This is a genomic window from uncultured Coprobacter sp. (assembly GCF_947855755.1).
Classification (GTDB): domain Bacteria; phylum Bacteroidota; class Bacteroidia; order Bacteroidales; family Coprobacteraceae; genus Coprobacter.
This window is the reverse complement of record NZ_CANUAR010000016.1, coordinates 1-17,061: the sequence shown is the minus strand read 5'-3', so window position 1 is coordinate 17,061 and position 17,061 is coordinate 1. Positions and strand designations below refer to the sequence as shown.

General features: G+C 36.6%; 15 protein-coding genes. 6 read left to right on the top strand and 9 right to left on the bottom strand.

The window, feature by feature from the left end; genetic code table 11:
* The first annotated feature begins 87 nt into the window (after positions 1 to 87).
* Together Q0093_RS09415 and Q0093_RS09410 are read left to right on the top strand one after the other, a co-directional pair.
* A complete protein-coding gene (locus Q0093_RS09415; RefSeq protein WP_297929896.1) occupies positions 88 to 2,253 on the top strand; it encodes a S46 family peptidase in 2,166 nt (721 codons plus the stop codon).
* A 31-nt stretch (positions 2,254 to 2,284) separates the two neighbouring features.
* Positions 2,285 to 2,932: a DUF1349 domain-containing protein gene (locus tag Q0093_RS09410; RefSeq protein WP_297929894.1), complete on the top strand. Its 648-nt coding sequence runs from the start codon at positions 2,285 to 2,287 to the stop codon at positions 2,930 to 2,932.
* A gap of 121 nt (positions 2,933 to 3,053) precedes the next feature.
* Here the strand turns inward: Q0093_RS09410 and Q0093_RS09405 are convergent, their stop codons facing one another.
* A complete protein-coding gene (locus tag Q0093_RS09405; protein WP_297929891.1) occupies positions 3,054 to 4,937 on the bottom strand; it encodes an ABC-F family ATP-binding cassette domain-containing protein in 1,884 nt (627 codons plus the stop codon).
* 241 nt (positions 4,938 to 5,178) lie between these two features.
* Here Q0093_RS09405 and Q0093_RS09400 point away from each other — a divergent pair, with 241 nt between their 5' ends.
* Positions 5,179 to 6,528, top strand: coding sequence for a sigma-54 dependent transcriptional regulator (locus Q0093_RS09400; RefSeq protein ID WP_297929889.1), 1,350 nt, complete (start codon positions 5,179 to 5,181; stop codon positions 6,526 to 6,528).
* Positions 6,529 to 6,979: 451 nt separating this feature from the next.
* On the opposite strand, the gene rlmB is transcribed toward Q0093_RS09400, so the two are convergent.
* From rlmB to rlmH, 8 genes are all read right to left on the bottom strand, one after another.
* Complete coding sequence (rlmB, locus tag Q0093_RS09395) at positions 6,980 to 7,723, bottom strand: 23S rRNA (guanosine(2251)-2'-O)-methyltransferase RlmB (protein ID WP_294177793.1); 744 nt, start codon at positions 7,721 to 7,723, stop codon at positions 6,980 to 6,982.
* A gap of 13 nt (positions 7,724 to 7,736) precedes the next feature.
* Positions 7,737 to 9,395 (bottom strand): DNA repair protein RecN, encoded by a 1,659-nt coding sequence (gene recN / locus Q0093_RS09390; protein WP_297929887.1) that lies wholly within the window; start codon positions 9,393 to 9,395, stop codon positions 7,737 to 7,739.
* A gap of 10 nt (positions 9,396 to 9,405) precedes the next feature.
* Complete coding sequence (locus Q0093_RS09385; protein WP_297929885.1) at positions 9,406 to 10,308, bottom strand: DUF4835 family protein; 903 nt, start codon at positions 10,306 to 10,308, stop codon at positions 9,406 to 9,408.
* A 14-nt stretch (positions 10,309 to 10,322) separates the two neighbouring features.
* On the bottom strand, positions 10,323 to 11,519 hold the full coding sequence (coaBC, locus tag Q0093_RS09380; protein WP_297929884.1) for a bifunctional phosphopantothenoylcysteine decarboxylase/phosphopantothenate--cysteine ligase CoaBC: 1,197 nt from the start codon (positions 11,517 to 11,519) through the stop codon (positions 10,323 to 10,325).
* Positions 11,520 to 11,616: 97 nt separating this feature from the next.
* Positions 11,617 to 12,384, bottom strand: a complete 768-nt coding sequence (locus Q0093_RS09375; protein ID WP_294177797.1) for a 3'-5' exonuclease — start codon at positions 12,382 to 12,384, stop codon at positions 11,617 to 11,619.
* 16 nt (positions 12,385 to 12,400) lie between these two features.
* A complete protein-coding gene (gene dnaN / locus Q0093_RS09370; RefSeq protein ID WP_297304984.1) occupies positions 12,401 to 13,528 on the bottom strand; it encodes a DNA polymerase III subunit beta in 1,128 nt (375 codons plus the stop codon).
* A gap of 290 nt (positions 13,529 to 13,818) precedes the next feature.
* Entirely contained in the window at positions 13,819 to 14,499 is a 681-nt protein-coding gene (locus Q0093_RS09365) for a DUF2490 domain-containing protein (RefSeq protein WP_297304982.1), read from the bottom strand.
* The gene (rlmH, locus tag Q0093_RS09360) at positions 14,492 to 14,965 is read right to left on the bottom strand and encodes a 23S rRNA (pseudouridine(1915)-N(3))-methyltransferase RlmH (protein ID WP_297929881.1); all 474 of its coding nucleotides are present in this window, start codon (positions 14,963 to 14,965) and stop codon (positions 14,492 to 14,494) included. Before rlmH ends, Q0093_RS09365 begins: the two co-directional genes overlap by 8 nt.
* 155 nt (positions 14,966 to 15,120) lie before the next feature.
* Between rlmH and Q0093_RS09355 the strand changes: the two genes are divergently transcribed.
* Genes Q0093_RS09355 through Q0093_RS09345 form a run of 3 tightly spaced genes read left to right on the top strand, consistent with a single transcriptional unit; the run spans position 15,121 to position 17,008 of the window.
* A complete protein-coding gene (locus Q0093_RS09355; protein WP_297929880.1) occupies positions 15,121 to 15,507 on the top strand; it encodes a DUF4783 domain-containing protein in 387 nt (128 codons plus the stop codon).
* A complete protein-coding gene (gene nadC / locus Q0093_RS09350; RefSeq protein WP_294177802.1) occupies positions 15,507 to 16,346 on the top strand; it encodes a carboxylating nicotinate-nucleotide diphosphorylase in 840 nt (279 codons plus the stop codon). The genes Q0093_RS09355 and nadC overlap by 1 nt, the downstream gene beginning before the upstream one ends.
* 11 nt (positions 16,347 to 16,357) lie before the next feature.
* Positions 16,358 to 17,008: a hypothetical protein gene (locus tag Q0093_RS09345; RefSeq protein ID WP_297929877.1), complete on the top strand. Its 651-nt coding sequence runs from the start codon at positions 16,358 to 16,360 to the stop codon at positions 17,006 to 17,008.
* Positions 17,009 to 17,061: the final 53 nt, after the last annotated feature.

The window sequence follows — 17,061 nt, the reverse complement described above, 5'->3', positions numbered from 1 at the left end:
ATAAAAAATCATCCTGCTCCGCTATTTGGAACGGGATGATTTTATTTTTATCTTCGTCTCGAATATACAAATTAGATTTTCTCCTCTATGAAAAAAAATTTTCTTTTTATTCTATTGCTTTTTTCTTCTTTCTCTTTTTCCATAAAGGCAGATGAAGGAATGTGGGTACTCCCTCTCTTAAACCAACAAAACATATCACAGATGAAAGGTCTCGGATTAGACATCTGTGCCGAAGACATTTACCATCCGGACTCCACTTCTCTGAAAGATGCTGTTGTGATTTTCGGAAGAGGTTGTACCGGGGAAGTCATATCTCCCAACGGATTGATTTTGACCAACCATCATTGCGGATATAGTTACATACAACAACATAGTTCTGTTGACAACGATCTATTGACCAACGGGTTCTGGGCTAAAAACAGAGAAGAAGAACTCCCCAATCCCGGACTGACCGTAACATTTATCGACAAAATAGAAGACGTAACGGCTTATGTCCAAAACGAAATAAAAAAAGATACGTCAAAACAAGAACTGAATTATTTGTCTGCATCATATTTGAACAATCTCGCTGAAAAGAGAATCGGCAAAGATTTTTTAAAAAAACATCCGGGAATCGAAGTTACGATAAAACCGTTCTATGGCGGAAATCAATACTACATGTTCACTCAAAAAGTCTATCCGGATGTACGAATGGTAGCAGCACCACCTTCTTCTATAGGTAAATTCGGTGCAGATACGGACAATTGGATGTGGCCTCGTCATACGGGGGATTTTTCTATATTCAGGGTATATGCCGACAGTACAGGTAATCCTGCCCCGTATTCTGAAAAAAACATCCCCTTAAGACCTAAAAAATATTTCAATCTTTCGACACAAGGTATCCAAGCAAACGACTTTGTCATGCTTATGGGCTTTCCGGGACGTACTAATCATTATTACACTCCGGCCGAAGTCATCGAACGACGAGATATCGAAAATAGTATTCGAGTCGAGGTACGAGATCTTCGCCAACAGTTAATGCTGGAAGAAATGTTGAAAGATCCGAAAATACGCATTCAATATTCCGGGAAATACGCCAGTTCTACCAATAGTTATAAAAGCAGCAAAGGAATGAACAAAATGATAAACCAACAACAACTTGTAACTCTTAAGGAGAAAGAGCAACAACAGTTGTTGGAATGGAGTAAACAAAACGACAAACCCGAATATAAACAGGCTGCAGAAGATATAGCAACGATTGTCAATAACAGATCTAATCTAAAAAAACGCATGCAATATCTCAATGAAGCTCTATTTATCGGTATCGAATTCAGTCGAGTTCCTACGCATCAAAGTCTAATTGAAAAAATGAAAAAATCCGGAAAGAAAATTTTTCCGGACTCGGCTATGCAGACCATAAATAAAGGATACTTCAATTTCCGAAATAAAGATTATGCACCTGAAGTAGACAAGAAAATCGCAAAAGCATTATTGAAATTATATGCTGAAAAAATATCTCCGGAAGAGCGTCCGGCATTCTTTAAAACAATAGATAAAAAATATAACGGAAATATCGATATGTATGTCGATGCATTGTTTGAAAAATCGATATATGGGAATCCCTCTCAATATGAAAAATTCAAAAAACATCCATCCGTTAAGGTTTTAGAACAGGACGTCATGATCGCTTTTGCCCGATCAATACGGGATGAAGCAAAAAATATTTCAAAAGCACTAAAGCAAGATGAGATAAAAATAGCTAATGCTCAACGGACCTACATCAAAGGTATTTTAGAAATGAACGAGGATAAACCCAATTATCCGGATGCAAATTTCACTATCCGGTTAACCTACGGAAACGTATCTCCGTTAAATCCGGCAGACGGAATTTCTTGTCGTTATTATACGACTTTAGACGGAGTTATGGAAAAGGAAGATCCCGACAACTGGGAATTTGTGGTATCGCCTCGTCTAAAAGAATTATACAAGAAAAAAGATTTTGGGGATTATAGCCGGACAGACGGTTCTATGCCTGTAAATTTTATTGCAAACACTCATACGACAGGCGGAAACTCGGGAAGTCCTGTAATGAATTCAAAAGGAGAGCTTGTCGGTATCGGATTCGACCGGAATTGGGAGGGTATAACCGGAGATATTCAATATCAAAAAACTTATCAACGCACCATTTGCACAGATATACGATATATATTATTCATCATCGATAAATATGCAAATGCGTCCCATTTGATAGAAGAACTGAACATAATAAGATAAAAACACCTAAAACAAAATTAATAATAGAAAGATGAAAAAATTATTTTTAGGAATTTTGGCTTTAGGAATATTCCAAAGCATACACGCTCAAAGTTTAGAAAAAATGCAATGGTTCAACGAACCTGAAAAATGGGAAATAAAAGATAATGCCCTCACCATGTTCGTCACACCGCAATGCGACTATTGGAGAATTTCTCATTACGGTTTCACAGTCGATGATGCGCCCTTTTATTATGCAACTTATGGCGGAGAATTCGAGGTAAAAGTAAAAATTACAGGTGACTATAAAAACAGGTTCGATCAAATGGGGCTTATGCTTCGCATCGATCCTGAAAATTACATCAAAGCCGGAGTTGAATTTGTCGATGGAAAATTCAATTTAAGTACCGTAGTAACGCATAAAACAAGTGATTGGAGTGTGATTACATTAGACAAAATACCGGATTTTGTGTGGATAAAAGCCGTCAGACGTCTCGATGCCGTAGAAATATTCTATTCGTATGACGATAAAACTTATACGATGATGAGAAACGCTCATTTACAAGATAATACTCCTGTCATGGTCGGATTAATGGCTGCCAGTCCGGACGGAAACGGTTTCGATGCAAAATTCGAATATTTCAAAGTAAAACATCTTCCCGACCAACGTCGTCTAAAATGGTTGGAAAATAACAAATAAAACCATCTATGACATAAGCCTGTTTAAATTTCTTTTCCGGAAAATTCAAACAGAAAGTAAATATTAAAATAACAACCGCTATTATTCCTATAATAATAACGGCTGTCATTTTAATATTTGCTTAACTTTCTATCTCACTCAACTCAAGCCAACGCATCGTTTTTTCATCGATCTCATCGATAAGCACACTAATCCTTTTCGATTTTTCTAACAATTCATCATTAGAAAGAGTCCCGGAACTAAGTTCTATTTCAAGATTCGATTTTTCTTCTTCCAATCGGGAAATCGATATTTCCAGTTCCTCGAATTCTCGTTTTTCCTTAAAAGATAAACGACGCTTTGATGTCGTTACTTCACGGATTTGCTTCGTTTCATTCTTCGTTTTTTTATTTTTCTCGGAAAGTTCCAGTTTTTTTTGTTCCTCCATCAAGTTCTTCCATTCTCTATAATCACTATAATTTCCGGGAAAATCCTTTAGTTCTCCATTACCCTTAAAAACCATTAGATGATCGACAACCTTATCCATAAAATAGCGATCATGAGAAACTACAATAACGCATCCTTTAAACGATCTGAGATATTCCTCAAGAATGTTCAAGGTAACAATATCAAGATCATTCGTAGGCTCGTCCAAAACTAAAAAATTGGGATTGTTGATCAACACCGTACAGAGATAAAGTCTCCTTTTCTCTCCCCCACTCAATTTATAGATATAGTTGTACTGCGTTTCGGGCGTAAAAAGAAAATATTGCAAAAATTGAGATGCTGATAAGCGTCGCCCGTCTCCCAATGATATTTCTTCCGCGATATTACGCACGGCATCTATTACTTTCATCTGCTCATCGAATTGCAACCCGTCTTGACTGTAATAACCGAAACGCACAGTCTCCCCAATTTCTATTTCTCCACTATCAGGTTGCAACTGCCCCATTAGCATTTTAATAAACGAAGACTTTCCCGTTCCGTTATTTCCGATAATACCCATTTTTTCATAACGGGCAAAGATATAACTGAAATCTTCCAAGATTTTCACATCTCCAAATCGTTTTGAAAGATGCTTCGCTTCAAATATCTTCGACCCGATATAAGATGATTTTACATCGAGTTTGACATTTCCCGTATCACGCTCCTGTTTGGCTTTCTTTTCAAGTTCATAAAAAGCATCTATACGATATTTGGCTTTAGAACCCCGAGCTTGAGGTTGACGACGCATCCAGTCAAGTTCGGTTCGCAACAGATTATTCGCACGGGCAACCTCAGCATTCTGCGCATCGATACGTTCTTGCCTTTTCTCCAAATAATAACTATAATTACCATTATATGAGTATAGAGTCCGTTTATCAATCTCCATAATCGAACTACAAACCCTATCTAAAAAATAACGGTCGTGAGTAACCATCAACAGAGTAATGTTATTGCGCTTCAAATATTCTTCGAGCCATTCTGTCATTTCCAGGTCGAGATGATTGGTCGGTTCATCCAAAATTAACAACTGAGGTTCTGAAATAAGTACATTTGCCAAGGCTACTCTTTTCAGCTGTCCTCCTGACAGATGTTCTATCTTCTGATCAAAATTATTAATCTTCAGTTGCGAAAGAATTTGTTTTGCTCTTTGTTCATAGTCCCACGCTTTCAGACGATCCATCTGTTCTACCAATTCCTCTATACGGTCGGAATCTCCCGATATCGAAGCCTCTTCGTATGCCGATATAACACCTACAATTTCACTATCACTATGGAAACAGGCTTCGAGAACAGTTATGCCTTCGGGATAACGAGGATCTTGAGATAAGTAACCGATACGCAAATCCCTACGATAAACGACATTACCGGAGTCATAATCTTCTTTTCCCGTAATGATATTTAATAACGTCGTCTTTCCCGTTCCATTTTTTGCAATCAAACCGATACGATCCCCCTCAAAAATCCCGAAAGTGAGATTTTCGAACAATACCAAATCTCCAAAAGACTTGGTCAACCCTTCTACCTGTAAAAAACTTATCATTCTTCTTAATCTTCTTTTAAGGGGATAAAGGTAATCATTATTCGACATATTCTGGAGATTCGTTCGAGGTTATATTTAGAACAACAGGTCGGAAGAAAATATCAAAGAAGATCTGACCAGATCACTTTATCGGAAAATCCTGACAGGTTCTCAATATATAATATAGGTAAAAAAAGTATGATCGAACAAAACAAATTTCCTAAAATCCTTTATTTTTGTAACAGACTTACTAATAGATTTCATGGATAAAAGGAAAATATTAATTATCGAGGATGACATAACATTTGCTCTAATGCTGAAAACATGGCTTTCTCGCAAAGGTTTCGATGTAACTCATACCGGAAATGTCTCTGATGCTCAGAAACAATTATCCAAAGGAGAGTTCAATCTAATATTGTCAGACCTCCGATTACCGGATCAAGAAGGGATAACATTATTAGCATGGCTGAAAAAGCAAAATTTTCCCGTACCCCCTTTTATCATAATGACGAGTTATGCGGATATACAATCGGCGGTGCTGGCAATGAAATCAGGAGCATCTGATTATATTGCCAAACCTTTTAATCCAGAAGCATTACTAATCAAAATAAATGAACTGTTACAACAAAAAACAGAATTCTCTCCGGTCAATAACCATCAAAATGAATCTTCAATCAAAACTCCTACTCCTCCGCGATTTATGGAAGGAAAAAGCGAACAGGCTCGCCAATTATACGAATATATCCGTCTGGTAGCTCCGACAGATATGTCCGTTCTTATAAACGGAGCAAGTGGCACAGGGAAAGAACATATCGCACAGGAAATACATCAACTCAGTAAACGCAAGAACAAACCATTTATTGCGATCGATTGTGGAGCTATACCTCGAGAATTGGCCGCATCTGAATTTTTCGGACATGTCAAAGGTTCTTTTACCGGAGCTTTAACAGATAAGACCGGAGCTTTTGTAGCTGCACAAGGCGGTACTCTGTTTTTAGATGAAATAGGAAATCTTAGTTATGAAGTACAAGTACAACTTCTGCGGGCTTTACAAGAAAGAAAAATAAAACCGATCGGTAGCAATCAAGAAATAACAGTCGATATACGTTTGGTTACAGCAACGAATGAAAACTTGGAAGAGGCTATTAACAAGGGAAACTTCAGAGAAGATCTATATCATAGGATCAACGAATTTACTTTGCGTATCCCGACATTGAAAGAACGTCAAGATGATATTCTTTTATTTGCAGATCTATTTTTAGATCAGGCAAATCAAGAATTGGGAAAACATGTGACAGGATTTACTCCCGAATGTTCTGCCGCTTTTTTACAATACAGTTGGCCGGGAAATTTACGCCAGATGAAAAACATCGTAAAACGAGCAGCTTTACTTGCATCAACGAACTATATCTCTTTATCTGAACTTCCACCGGAAATATATGAACATTCGGAAACTAAAGCAGCAATGCCATTACGAAATGAAACTACTGAAAAAATTTTGATAAAAGAAGCATTGGAAAAAACAGGAAATAATAAATCTAAAGCTGCTCGACTACTTCGGATAGACAGAAAAACTTTATATAACAAACTGAAATTATACGGACTCGATTAGCCTCTATTTTACAATATTTTTAATTACAAATCGGTGTGTATATTTTACACTTATCTATCGTTTTATTATGAATTTAACATATATTATATATAAATCAACCATTTGGATAAAACTTTTCTCTCTTTCAAGGAGGAAGTTTAAAGAAAAAGCCTACCTTTGCAAAGATGGAATATAAGTAGAAGGTCATGAGTTACCTTCTTACCAATCTTGTTATCCTTCTAAATACCTAAAACACACAAAAAACGCCGACACTATCCGTTACGATTGCAAGGCTTCTAAACATTCGGTCGGGAATGTATAGTCTTGCCGAGAGTAAGAACTCTCACCCCTCTCTTTCACCATATATTTTATTATATAAAAAAGACAGGATCTTTACCTAAGTAAAGAATAAGCACAGCGCGGCACTCAAAATGAATGCCGCGCTGTGCTTATTTTCTTCACGAATATCTATTTATAATTCTCTCATTCGTTGACGTACGACTTCATACATCATGACTCCAGCAGCAACCGAAACATTTAACGAACCTATAACTCCCATTTGAGGAAGAGCAACCATATCGTCACATAACCGCAACACTTCTTTAGAAACGCCTGTATCTTCCGCACCCATTACAATAGCTACCGGTACAGTATAATCGATATTAGTATAATTGACTACGGCCTTTTCAGAAGCTGCAATAATTCTAAATCCACTGTTTTTTAAAAATCGTACTGCTTCAAAAACGGATGATTCACGACAAACCGGTAGATGGAGTAATGCTCCGGCTGAAGTTTTCACTGCATCGGCATTGACAGAAACACTTCCTCTTTCCGGTATTACTATCGCATTCACTCCCGCACATTCACAAGTTCGGGCAATAGCACCGAAATTACGAACATCTGTAACACCATCAAGTAAAATAATAAAAGGATTTTTCCCATCTTCATACAATCCCGGAACAATATCATCGAGACGCTGATACGCTACGGCAGCAATAAAAGCAAGAACACCTTGATGATTTTTGCGGCTCATCCGGTTAATTTTCTCGATCGGAACTTTTTGCACTACTATATTACGTCCTCTGACAGCAGCAAAAAGTTCTTGAGCTAAATCACTCTGCAAATCTTTTTTAATTAATATCTTATCTATATCCTTTCCAGACTCGACGGCCTCGATTACCGCTCGAATGCCAAAAATCATTTCATTTTTTTCCATTTCTCAATTCTTTTTATTTACGTAACAATTCACGAGCATTAGACAAAGCGGCATCAGTCAATTTAACACCACTCAACATACGGGCAATTTCCTCAACTCGCTCGTTTTCTGACAAATAATCTATTCGGGTCACCGTATCCGAATCGGTATCCGATTTATATACCCGATAATGAAATGACCCTTTAGACGCAACTTGCGGTAAATGCGTTATACTGATTACTTGCATATAACACGCCATATTTTTCATAATAACGCCCATTTTATCGGCAATTTCTCCAGACACACCGGTATCTACTTCATCGAATATAATAGTAGGTAGCGCTACTGCTCCTGCAATCAATGACTTTATACACAACATCAATCGCGAGATTTCACCTCCTGAAGCAACTTCAGCAACAGGCTGTAAAGATTGATTTTTATTAGCAGAAAATAAAAATTGCACTTGTTCTGCCCCATTTTCGTCTAAATCATCCTTAATTCTAAGGCAAACCTCAAAACGAAGGTTCGGCATTCCGAGAGGAATTGCCGCTGAAACCAACATCTTAGAAAAACGTAAAGCTTCATCAGCCCGCCTTTGAGACAATTCACCTGCCATACGATATAAAATATCTTTTTGACCGCCAATCTTTTGTTCCAACAAACTTATCGCCTCATCAGAAGTATCGATCATTTCAAGTTTAGTCGTCAGTTTTTGTTGAACTTCCAATAGTTCCGCAACACTCCGAACACGATGCTTTTGTTGTAAACGATAAATAGTATCTAACCTCTCCTCCACCTGTGCTAATCTTTCCGGATCTACGGAAACAGACTCTAATCGGGTTTCTATATCTTCGGCAATATCCTTAAACTCTATATAAAGTGTTTCCAAACGATTTTGAAGAGGCTCAACACCCGGATAAATCCGACGCAGAGAACGTACACCTGAAAGAATATTCTTCATTAGAGAAATGCCGCCAATGTCTTCCGATTCGAAATATCCAGACAAAGCATATAATTCTCTTTTTATTTCTTCTGCATGCGTAAGCATCTCCTGCTCCTGCTCCAAAGTCTCCTGTTCTCCGTCAACTAAAGCAATTTCTTGGAACTGTTCTAACTGAAAACGAATATAATCCTCTTCCTGTCGGTTATTTTCATTCTCCACCTTTAATCGTTCAAGGTCCTCAACAAGTAACTTATATTTTTTATATTCTTTACGGTAATCGTTCAGTAACTGTCCATTATGAGCCAATACGTCGATTACTCTCATCTGAAAACGGCCATCTCCCAAAAGCAAATTTTGATGTTGAGAATGAATATCGACCAACTGATCTCCCAATTCTTTAAGCTGAACCAAAGATACCGGTGTATCATTGATAAATGCCCTCGATTTCCCTGAAGCCTGTATCTCACGTCTTAAAATACAATTCTCAGGATCATATTCTAAATCATTATATTCAAAAAATGACCGTAACGAATAAGCCGAAATATCAAAAAAACCTTCGATAACCGCTTTTGACGCTCCGGATTTTACAGCTTTGCTATCAGCTCTTTGTCCCAATAAAAGAGAAAGAGCCCCTAAAATAATTGATTTACCAGCCCCTGTCTCTCCTGTAACAACTGAAAAACCGGAATAAAAATCAATATCTAATGTATCGATTAGTGCATAATTGCGAATAGACAATTTTCGAATCATAGTTATTCTATTAGCGACTTTCCTCGCGAATTGCTTTCAAACGACTGTTTTCGGTGGGATATATACCAATCAAGATTTTATAAATATCTTCTTTTTCCTGCTGTGGAGCTTTAGAATATATATTAATCACTTCATCCAACTTGCTGTCGCTGAATATAGGCAATACCACTGAAGTAGAAGATTCAGAACGAACCTCTTTCAATTGGTTGATTGCCTCCGTTATTTTAGCCCGCCCCTTATCTGCACTGACTGTCATTTCGTCCAAACCTTTCCGATGATATGTATACCACAATTGTCGGAACAATGCGGTTCGAGGTTCGATAAAAGCAGTCATTAAAGCATGGCGATTACGATTACTCTCAAAAGCTTTCCATCCGGCTTCCATAGAAGATTGCCCCATCGCCACAATCTTTTCTGCCTTTTGAAAAAATACCGTTCCGCCTTCGGGAGAAAAACTGTCAAAGTCTAACCCCAAAATCATATATACATAAAAATCTATTACTGCGGTAAGATTACTCTCTAATGTATTTTCATTATATATCAAGGGTTCATACTCTTGATAATTAAATTCAAATTCCGTATCTCTGAAATTAAGCATTGCCGTCGAATAGGACGCATTATAAACCGGTCGCCTCGACTGTACTTGCAAATCGCATTTATATCGGTTATCTTCTACTTCCTTCACCGTAAGCAAAAAAGTACATTCAATGCGCTCATTGTTAGATATCTGAGCATTACTCCATTTTCGGTTATTAATATATTCTGAGATAGCTTGTTCTAACGTAGTAAAAACCTGCTTATTAGTACCTTGTATTTTATCGCTGTTGACTTGTACCCGACAATTCAATTCTTGTGCCGGCAAAAAAGACGACAATAGTAAAAAACAGATGATAAAAAAAGATACTCGTTTCATTCCCAGTTCTCCTATTATTTCATATATCCAGATAAAATCGATACAACATCAGATGCTACTTCTTTTTTCGGCTTAATCTCAAATGGAATTTTCTTTCCTTCCGTAGTCAATATCGTAACTTTATTTGTATCACACCGAAATCCCGCCCCTGCATCCTGCAATGAATTCAGTACAATAAAATCTAAATTCTTCCGCTTCATTTTCAATCGCGCATGTTCTTCTCCATTATCGGTCTCCAACGCAAAACCTGCTAATACCTGATTCTGACGCTTTATCCTTCCTAAAGCTGCTGCAATATCCGGATTCGGCTGTAAACGTAAAACCATATCATCTCCCGAACGCTTTATTTTTATATCGCTGCAATGATCCGGAGCATAATCGGCAACGGCTGCACACATTATCGCAGCATCAGCATCAGGATATTCTCTTAATGCGACATCATACATTTCCCGAGCAGATTCAACATCAATCCTATGGATCGAAGAATGGTATGCTTTCAGAGAAACCGGACCTGCTATCAAAGTAACATTTGCTCCTCTTGCCGCACACTCCTCCGCTAAAGCAAAACCCATCTTTCCGGAAGAGTAGTTTCCTATAAAACGTACAGGATCGATCTTTTCATATGTCGGACCGGCAGTTATTATAATTTTTTTCCCTTCTAACTCTTGCCGAACAGCAAAAAAGTTTTCAATAATCGAGACAATCTTATCCGGTTCTTCCATTCGTCCTTTTCCCTCCAGATGACTTGCCAGCTCTCCAATTCCGGGTTCTATTATATAATTACCGTACGAACGCAGCAAATCAAGATTATGCTGGGTGGACGGATGAGCAAACATATCAAGATCCATAGCCGGAGCGATAAAAACAGGTGCTTTTGCCGAAAGATAAGTCGTTATCAGCATATTGTCGGCAATCCCATTTGCCATTTTTCCGATCGTACTCGCCGTTGCCGGTGCAATGACCATTGCATCCGCCCATAGTCCCAAATCGACATGGCTATGCCACGTACCGTCATTTGCCGTAAAAAATTCACTTACTACCGGTTTACCTGTCAATGCCGATAATGTAACCGGTGTAATAAACTCTTTTCCCGCCGGAGTCACCACAACCTGAACTTCCGCTCCTTTTTTTATAAATGCACGCACCAAATATGCAGCTTTATACGCTGCAATACTTCCGGTGATACCCAATATGATTTTTTTCCCTTCCATCCTTCTAAAATAATCTTTAGCAGAAAAAGCCTTACATAAAAAACCCGGATATCTTCCTTATTCTAACTATTAGAAAGAAAATACCGGGACTAAAACTTTATTTATTAAAAGCTCTCAGCTTGATGTTAGTAATCACATTTTTAGTATTCAATGTAAAATCACCTTGCATCATCCAGCCATAATATCCGATATCTGTTTTAAAAACTTCGGCAACAGAACGTCCTTTATATTTTCCGAAATTAAAAACCTCTTCACCTTTATCATTATATACTATACGACCGGCAAAATCGACATTCTTATTATGAGTTGAAAATTCAGCAAGTGCAGCCACATCGTTAGGTAAACTTTCATAACGGTCAAGCTGCGATTTCAAAACTTCATAAGTAGCTCGTGTATCGGCTTCTGCCGTGTGAGCATCATTTAAATCTTTATCACAATAGAATTTATAAGCTGCAGACAAAGTTCGTTGCTCCATTTTATGAAAAATAGTCTGTACATCGATCATCTTTCGTTTTGAAAGATCAATATCAACCCCTGCACGCAACAGTTCTTCAACCAAAAGAGGTATATCGAAACGATTCGAATTATATCCGGCCAAATCACACCCCTCAATTTCACGGGCTATCGTCTTAGCGACTTCTTTAAATTTCGGACAATCTGCAACATCAGCATCACTGATCCCATGAACTGCTGTCGATTCAGGAGGGATTGGGATTCCCGGATTAATCCGCAATGTTTTACATTCTTCTTTTCCGTTAGGATATACTTTCAAATAGCTTATCTCAACAATTCTATCGGTAGCAATATTGACTCCGGTCGTTTCCAAATCAAAAAAAACAATCGGATTTTTAAGATTCAACTGCATTTAATTTCTTATTTATTTAAAAATCGGTCAACATCATAGGCATCAATAACATCAGTAAATCTTCATTAGGCTGATTTTCAATCGGCAGAATAAGCCCGGCACGTGAAGGATCAGAAAGTTCTATGGAGACTTCCTGAGAGGAGATATTATTCAATATCTCGATAAGATATACCGATTTAAAACCGATACCCATAGAATCTCCCGAATAACTGCAAGAGATACTTTCTTCTGCCGAAGTAGAAAAATCGATATCTTGTGCAGAAACGACAATCTGATTTTCGCTTAATTGCAGTTTTACCAAATTACTCGCCTGATTGGAAAATACGGATACACGGCGCAATACATTTGTAAATAACGCTCTATCGATAATCAACCTATTAGGATTGTTTTGAGGTATTACCGATGCATAATTAGGATAACGTCCTTCAATAAGGCGGCAATTCAAAACAAAATTCGACAATGTGAAGCATGCATTCTTATCGTCAAAAGAAACCATCACATCTCCGGCTTCCTTCGGTAAAATATTCTTTAAAAGATTTGCCGGCTTTTTGGGAAGAATAAATGATGCTTGAATTCCCGATTGCACCGAATCATTCTTACAGCGAACCAACTTATGACTATCTGAAGCTACAAAAACAATATCTTCAGGATGAATATCCATACAGATACCGTTCATTATCGGACGTAATTCATCATCAGCAGTAGCGAATATAGTACGATTAATTCCATTTAACAGTACTTGCGAACTGATAGAAAATGTTTTTGCCGTATCACTCAACGGAGATTTTTGAGGGTACTCATCACCATTCACACCAATAAAATTATACTTACCATTCTGGAAATACAAAAATATTTCCAAATTCTCATCATTGATTTCAAATGTCAAAGGCTGATCAGGCAATTCTTTTAACGGCTCTAATAATATTTTTGCTGAAACGGCAAATAACCCCTGTCCCTCAGCTTCCATGACTTCTATTGTAGTAGTCATAGTAGTTTCTTGATCTGACGCTGTCATGGTTAATGAGTTGCCTTCGAGCCGAAACAAGAAATTATCAAGAATAGCCATAGAGTTCTTTGTATTTATCACTCGGCTGATCGCTTGCAAATGAGATAATAAAGCTGTGCTTGATACAATAAATTTCATGATGTTATATTTTATTTATTATTTCTTCTCAATACCCCTGAAAAATACTTTTCCACAAATACGGAGTTCTCCTTATAGTGAACAAATGTAATCATTTTTTAGAAAATCACTCTATCTTAAATTGAAAAAACACATATAAAAAGAAAGAAATTTGATTTATTCTCTACATCTATTCGGGGACAATTTTTATAAATTCTTTACTATGAAACAGCATCGGAAATATTTTCGGTTTTTCACCGGAATCTCATCTATTCTCATAATAATTTTTTACTACAAAGAGATGATAAATATCACAATTTTACTTTATAAGCTATACTTAAAAAGGTATTTAACTTCTCAGGAGAAGTCAAAAGCATTTGTTCTTCACGTAACTTTAATTCTATAGACATCGACTTATCTAAACTGCACTCAGCCCCGATTTCATACCATACGCGTTCAGTAGCATTCCCTCCTAAACGATTTAAAGTGTTAAATACTTCTGCTGCAACAAAAGGTTTCCAATTGCATTGTTTACTGATTATGCAATTGAATTGTGCCCGATTACGCCATTTATTATTAGGATTTCGGGAAGCATTTCGGGTATAAGTAGATTCGAAACGTGACAAAAGAGACACCGATAAATGAGCAAACGCATATCCTCCACTCAATCCCAATTGATAACGTTGCCGATGTACTCGAGATCCTGTTTCGGACTGCTGGTTCAGATAGTAATAATATACATTAGCTTTTAGATAATTTTTCCATATAGAATAATGCAAACCGACAATAGGCATGTAACGTTCATAACGAGTAAAATTCTGATTTATCCACAAATTTTGTTGCACTTGCGCACCAAACCGTTTTGTAAATTGCTTTTGTACAGTGATGCCAAACATCATCCCGCTATCAAACTCTACAGCGTAAATACGATTGGTGAAAACAACGATAAACAATACAATTAACGTAATTCTAAAACAAATAAATCTATTCATGATGATAAGGTTCATTATTCAATATAGTCATAGCCCGATAAAGTTGTTCTACAAATATCATCCGGATCATCTGATGCGAGAAAGTCATTTTTGAAAGTGATATTTTCTCATTAGCAGCCTTATACACACGAGAGGAAAAACCGTATGGCCCACCTACAACAAAAACAAGTCTTTTAGGAACTACATGTGTTTTCCGTTCAATATAAGCAGCAAACTGCACAGAAGAATATTCATTACCTCGTTCGTCCAATAAAACCAAATAATCTCCCGATTGTAAAAATTTAAGAATATGATCGGCCTCTTTCTCTTTCTGTTGGTCAAAGCTCAAATTTTTCGTATTTTTTAAATCCGGTATTATTTCCATATCAAAAGAAACATAGTGCTTTAATCGCTCACTATATTCTTTAATCGCCTCTGAAAAATAAGATTCAGTAGTTTTTCCAACAACTAAAAGGAGTATTTTCATCTTATAGATATGATATTCCCGCTTTTTATTTACATTTGCATTTAAGTAACAGAATCGGTTCGGATATTTTCCTTTTTTCGGAGAACAAAGGTAACAAAATTTTATAGAAAGTTCAGAATGTTCTAAGGATCGATAACACACAAAACAGTAATGTTATGAAACTAAAAGTAATTACACTATTGATTTTCGGTCTAATCATAACCGGAACTATTATAGCCCAAAATATACCGAATGACATTCCTACAGCTTTCAAAACCGGAGATGCACAACTCCTCGAAAAATATATGGAAAATAAAATTTTTCTAATCATACCTGGCATAAAACAACAATTATCTCGCCCAAAAGCTAAAGAAAAACTATCGGTATTTTTTTCTAATAACAAACCGATGGACTTTAAAACAATTCACCAAAGCGAACAAAACAATTCAGGATACATGATAGGAAAACTTTCTTCTAAAAATCATGAATTCAGAGTACATATCTTAATGAAAATAACAGATAAAAAATATATTATAAACCAACTAAGAATAGAAAATTTCTAATGGACAAATTAATTGATGATTTAATAAAATTGGCATTCGCCGAAGATATAGGCGATGGAGATCATACAACATTGTGCTGTATTCCTGAAAATGCAACAGGTAAATCTAAATTGCTTATTAAAGAGGAAGGAATTTTGGCTGGTGTAGAAATGGCTCAACGTATCTTTAAAGACTTCGATCCTAATTTAAAAATGGAAGTTTTTATCAAAGACGGAACGCCTGTTAAACCGGGAGACATAGCTTTTACAGTAGAGGGAAAAATCAGATCGCTGTTACAAACCGAACGTTTGATGTTGAATGTAATGCAACGAATGAGTGGAATAGCAACCATTACAAATAAATATGTAAAGCGGTTGGAAGGACTTCATACTCGCATATTGGACACTCGCAAAACGACTCCGGGACTACGCATGATCGAAAAAGCGGCTGTAAAAATCGGAGGTGGAGTAAACCACAGAATCGGACTCTTCGACATGATTTTACTTAAAGACAACCATATCGATTTTGCCGGAGGTATAGAAAAAGCAATAACTCGTGCAAAAGATTACCTGAAAGAAAAAGGAAAAGATCTAAAAATAGAAATTGAAGTTCGCAACATGGACGAACTTGAAGAAGTTATGCGTATCGGCGGTATTGATCGTATCATGTTAGACAACTTTACTCCGGAACTTACTCGTAAAGCTGTAGAGCGAATCGGTGGGAAATACGAAACAGAATCATCCGGAGGAATTACTTTCGAAACAATCCGGGATTATGCAAAATGCGGTGTAGATTTCATATCAGTAGGAGCATTAACTCATTCTGTTAAAGGATTAGACATGAGCTTTAAAGCCTGCTAAAAATAAACTTTATGAAAAAACTGATCATCTCCTTTGTTTTTAGTATTTGTACAATTGGTTATACATTCTGTTCTGAAATCGGGAAAAGAAGAGAACTTATTTTTCATTACCCGGGATATACAATCGAAAGCTCCGATAACGAGTATAAAATCTATAAAGGGAATCCGGCTTTCTCTTCAAATTTGGTTTATACAATTGAGTTTTCCGACAAAAATTACAAAATATTTAAAGGTAGTTCTGCTTTCTCTTCAAATTTAATTTATGCAGTAGAAGCAGATAATAAAGGTTACAGAATTTATAAAGGAGATACAGATTTTTCTTCAAATCTCATTTATGCATTAGTATATACAAACGAAGGATACAAAATTTATAAAGGAGATCCTTCGTTTATGTCTAATTTAGCATATACGGTAGAATATACAGATGAATATTACAAAGTTTACAAAGGTGATTCGTCTTTTTCATCTAACTTAATTTATTATATAAGCCGGGAAGCATTGGACTTCTTCAACGAAAAGAAAACCAGAAAAGAGAAAGACATACTCGGACAATTTTGGTTTCAACCCCAATTATTAAAACGAGATAAACACTCCAAAGATTTGCCCGATTTTTTTATTGATTCTCTATTAGATTCATTATTAGAGCAGAATAAGCCAAAATGAAGGTGTCTGAAAAGGATACCTTCTTTTTTTGTTAAGCCGCCCTTTTATTATCC